This is a genomic window from Microcoleus sp. N9_A1 (assembly GCF_036701795.1).
GTDB lineage: Bacteria > Cyanobacteriota > Cyanobacteriia > Cyanobacteriales > Microcoleaceae > Microcoleus.
Map to the genome: position 1 here is coordinate 1 of NZ_JAUBRI010000148.1, position 4,476 is coordinate 4,476.

The window sequence follows — 4,476 nt, forward strand, 5'->3', positions numbered from 1 at the left end:
AATTGGACGAGAAGAAGAACTGAGCTATCACGAAATAAAAGGAATATTTGATCAAGTAAACAAAGCTCAAAAAAAAATAAATTGGGGAGAGGCTAAACGAATCTCTCTGGACGAGATAAGTATGCGGAAAGGTCAAGGAAATTTTGTGACTGTCGTTGGTGACATTTCCGAAGGTAATTTAATTTAGATGATTGATTCTCATCGTTCCGAAGAAATCATTGAAGTTCTTCTGACACAGGAAATTGAGGTTCGAGAACAAGTTGAGGAGGTGAGTGTTGATATGTGGGGAGGATTCCCTAAAGTTATCAAAAAAGTATTTCCAAATGCCAAGGTTGTTATCGATAGTTTCCATGTAATGAAAATAGTTAATAAAGACTTGAATAAATTGCGTAGAGCAGCCGGAATAACAGATAGACAAAGTAAATACTTATTATTAAGTAACCGAGTAAATTTTAAGTCCGAGCAGATTGACAAATTGGAATCAACACTAGGCAAATCAGAATGCTTGAGAATTGCGTATGAGATGAAAGAAGAATTTAGAGAAATATATGAGACTAATTTGACCGTCAAAAAAGGGCAAAAAAAAATCAAACAATGGCTAAATCATGCACAAGTATTTTTTAGATAATCTGTATTAACAATTGAGAATCATTTTGAGGGTATTTGCAATTAGTTTCTTAATCGCACAACAAGTGGAGTCATGGAAGGAATCAACAATCGAATCAAGTTGATAATGCGGCAAGGATATGGCTTTTCTAATTTTAATAATTTTAGAAATCGCGTATTAGCTTGTTTTTCTGATTAGATAAAATTATCACCACAAGTTCAGGAGAGCCTGCATTTCTTGGCGGACAAATTGAATTACTCAAAATTCCCCTATTTTCTGAAATTTTTAAATTTCGATTTTTTGCCATCATGCCAACTCCGATCGACTTTATGTCTCAAGATTGATGCAAAAATATTCGCTGTTAACCTGTCGTGCTTTTCTTAAATATCTTCAATAGCTCTATAGCAATCCTTGCAGGAGTCGTAAATCTTTTACCCCACCCCAACCCTCCCCGAACTCGCTCTGAGGGAGTAAGAAATTCACGAATGATGCGAGGATTGCTATATTTTTGGTAATGATTTGTCGGAATTCGGCGCAGTTGCGGTACTCGTCACGGGTTTGAATTTAGGGTATCATAGAGTCTTAGACCTTGTTTGCCGAGAATCTAAATCAGTGCTAAAAAAGCCTGGATAACTTTAAGTTATTTTTCAAAAAAGTCAGTATGAATCAAGTTAAAAAAACTACAACCAAGCTGAATAGATCGCCTGTGAAAGTGTCCGATCGCACTTTGGAACTAGGTAATCTCCCCTTGAGCGAATTGTCCTTAGAAATAACTGATGGCCAAGCTTTGAGGGAATTTAGTTCGGACGATCGCCCGCCGGGAACCCCAACAGCCACAGGCCGGACTGCCGAAACAATGCGCCGGAGGGCAGATGGTAAGACCTCCGGGGCCCGATCGCCTGTGGTTTCTACCGCCTTTCTCAAGTGGCTGCTAGAGAGCTTGATTCGATCGAAAGGTTGGTTGGCAGTTGTCACCCTGGCAGCAGTTTGGGGGTGGTGGAACAGTGAGTTACTGTTTTCCACAGGCTTGGGGATAGCAGCGATGATGCTGGTTTACCGAGGGCAGTCGTGGGACTGGCAATTGCTGCGATCGAAAAGCGAGCAATTTTGGGAGGGCCCGAACCGCCGGTTCGTTTTAGCCGTGGGCACCGGTGCCATGGCTACCTTGGGCGCTTACATGAGTTTGGGGGTTTGGGCTGACTCAAGCAGCCACTGGATGGCTTTGAGCCTGATTTTGCAGAATTTGGGGACGATCGCGATTGCAGGGCTGTTGCTGCGGCAAGGGTTGAGTCTGGGGGCCGCAAAAGATGAAGTGGCGCTCGATCGCATCTTGGCGGATTTGACTGATGCTGACCCCGTGAAGCGTTTGATTGCAGTGCGGCAAATCACCGATTTGGTGAATCAGGGTGGGTTTGGCCCTGTGAGCTCTGTCAAAAGTTCGTTAGCGAAGCCCGCCCCTACGGGGGCTACGCCAAGGAAGAGGATCGCCTGTTCCCACGCTGCCGAGTGCTTTCGCCTGATGCTGAGTCGGGAACCAGAAGCTTTAGTCCGCAATGCCCTTCTCGAAGGTTTGCAGACTTGGGATGCTACTTATGGCATGGCTTTAAAATCCAAACATCAAGTCATCGACTATTAGCTGACCGTCAAAAGCGTAAAAAGTAATTTTATGAATATTCCGAGCTTTTACGCGCAGGGGAGCCCTAGGGGCGATCGGAGAATTAGACCCGACCAGATTGGGCGCCGGCATTTCATCCTGAACAATTGGGTTGCCGTCAATGTCACAAGCAGATAAAACAGTTCGTCGCGAACTGGTGACAAGTCCCGACACCCAGCGAACTGGATACTTAAAAGTTACTTCTATCAGTCCGCTTTTGGGGGCCCCCATTAACACTGTTGCCCCAGAACCCGTGAAAAAGGCTGGGTTTGAAGGTTGGATGGCGACGGCATTGCTAAAAGTCACCCCCCAATGTGCAAACTGGTGTTCTACTACTTCAAAGCATTTCAAGTCTTCTAAAGCTACGCGGACGATCGCAGGTACTGTGGCGCGCGATCGCACCTCTGACCCTGCGCCTGAGCGTTCTGGAGTGGCGACAAAAGACTTTTTGCCGTTTAAATCCATGCTTCGACAGGCTGTGTCAAATTCTGCCAACCCGTCAGATTGAAGACTTTTCGCATCAACCATAAAACCCTCGCGATCCCGTTTTCTGAGCAGTTGCATTTTAGTAGACCTCCCTGAGATTAGTTGTTTCTTCTGTTTTGGAATTGATAACGGCGAGGCCAGTGATTGCCAAACCTGCAGTTAGGAATCGAAACCCCATCGCCCGCCCTCCAACAAAGACTTTCGACCTCAAAAGCCACTGCTCCGCAAAATATCGTGATTAATGATTTGTGATTGGCCAGCGTCGGCCAACCTGCCACCTGACTGAAAGCGAGTTCTAATAGTCCCCCTTTCCGAGCGCCTGCTTTCGCGGTTGGCGAACAGACTCTATTTTGTTGAGGGGTCTTACCCATCATTTTGCTATTATCTCCGATCGGCGGTAGTTTGCAAGGGTAAGGATAACTACACAGCCGAATTGCCCAAATCGCAAAACTTACTTGCTGTCTGTAGTTTCACGCTTCACCTGTACTAAAATAGATTTAAATCATTACTCAATCTTTACAAAAACGCCACCAGCTTTGCAAGTTTTTTAAACAAAGACGGGGCGGCTCAAAAAAATCTAAAATATAACAGTGATTGAGGTTAGTTTATGCTTGTACCCCTCGGCTTCGGTCAGCGATCAATAGTTACTTCTCTCGGCAGAATGGTTTACTACACTGCTGAAAAAATGCCTTGGATGGGGTTGCCGACCTCAACTTCGGAAAATCAACCAAACTTAGTATTTTTTCACGGTTTTGGTGGCGGGTCGAGTGCCTACGAATGGTCTAAAGTTTATCCGGCTTTTGCGGCAGAATATCGAATTTTAGCACCGGATTTAATCGGTTGGGGGCGATCTGAACATCCGGCAAGAAATTATCAGGTGGAAGATTATATCACAACCTTGATCGAATTTCTAGAAAAAACTTGTGGCAGTCCGACAGAGGTGATTGCTTCTTCGCTAACAGGGGCGATCGCGATTCGAGCTGCGATCGCACGGCCGGATCTCTTCAAATCCCTAATTTTGACCATACCCAGCGGTTTGTCCGACTTCGGACAAGATTACGGCAGCAGTTTCTTCGCTAAGCTAGTCAACACGCCGATTTTAGACCGCTTGCTCTACAGTACCGGAATCGCCACAGACGGTGGCATCCGTAGCTTCCTAGAACAACGCCAATTTGCCGATTCGCGTCGCGTTTACCAAGAAATTGTTGATGCTTACCTCGCATCTGCTTTGGAACCAAATGCAGAATATGCCGCCCTGTCTTTTGTGCGGGGAGATTTGTGCTTTGATTTGTCGCTGTACATCACTCAGCTAACAACGCCGACAGCGATTATTTGGGGAGAAAAATCGCAGTTTACCGGGCCCGATATCGGCCAGCGGTTGGCCAACCTCAACCCGGAAGCAATCAAAGTTTTTCAACCTCTGGAAAACGTAGGTTTGACTCCGCAGTTAGAAATTCCCGCTGTGACTATTGGCTTAATTCGGCAATATCTAAAATTGCTTTCGGAAGCGTGAAGAAGTTCGGAAACGGATTTTTTAACGAATGCAAACGGATGTCACGGATAGACGTTCCAGTTTCCAGGGAAGAAGGAAGATTAATTCCCCACTACCCATAGATCTCAACTTAGGATCGCGAATTCAATAACTTACAATTTTAATTGTTATTGTGGGATGGGCGTCCGGCCCCTCCATTTTGGACGGGCCGGACGCCCATCCCACAAACATGTGAAA

The 4,476-nt window shown here is 45.5% G+C and carries 3 protein-coding genes and 2 pseudogenes; 4 read left to right on the forward strand and 1 reads right to left on the reverse strand.

What is annotated here, in order from left to right:
* The 3 genes and pseudogenes from QUA58_RS30830 to QUA58_RS30840 form a co-directional block, all read left to right on the forward strand.
* Positions 1–187: pseudogene (locus QUA58_RS30830) on the forward strand (ISL3 family transposase); the annotation flags it as partial.
* Positions 188–805: pseudogene (locus QUA58_RS30835) on the forward strand (ISL3 family transposase).
* Positions 806–1,268: 463 nt separating this feature from the next.
* Positions 1,269–2,243 (forward strand): hypothetical protein, encoded by a 975-nt coding sequence (locus tag QUA58_RS30840; protein WP_333397935.1) that lies wholly within the window; start codon positions 1,269–1,271, stop codon positions 2,241–2,243.
* On the opposite strand, the gene QUA58_RS30845 is transcribed toward QUA58_RS30840, so the two are convergent.
* A complete protein-coding gene (locus QUA58_RS30845; protein ID WP_333397937.1) occupies positions 2,211–2,825 on the reverse strand; it encodes a hypothetical protein in 615 nt (204 codons plus the stop codon). The genes QUA58_RS30840 and QUA58_RS30845 overlap by 33 nt on opposite strands.
* Positions 2,826–3,354: 529 nt before the next feature.
* Here QUA58_RS30845 and QUA58_RS30850 point away from each other — a divergent pair.
* Positions 3,355–4,260 carry an alpha/beta hydrolase gene (locus QUA58_RS30850; RefSeq protein ID WP_333257209.1) on the forward strand — a complete coding sequence of 302 codons (906 nt, stop codon included), beginning with the start codon at positions 3,355–3,357 and terminating at the stop codon, positions 4,258–4,260.
* Positions 4,261–4,476 lie beyond the last annotated feature (216 nt).

Coding starts and splice junctions, on each gene's coding strand:
- QUA58_RS30840 (WP_333397935.1), top strand. CDS start 1,269: ATGAATCAAGTTAAAAAAACTACAACCAAGCTGAATAGATCGCCTGTG.
- QUA58_RS30850 (WP_333257209.1), top strand. CDS start 3,355: ATGCTTGTACCCCTCGGCTTCGGTCAGCGATCAATAGTTACTTCTCTC.
- QUA58_RS30845 (WP_333397937.1), bottom strand. CDS start 2,825: ATGCAACTGCTCAGAAAACGGGATCGCGAGGGTTTTATGGTTGATGCG.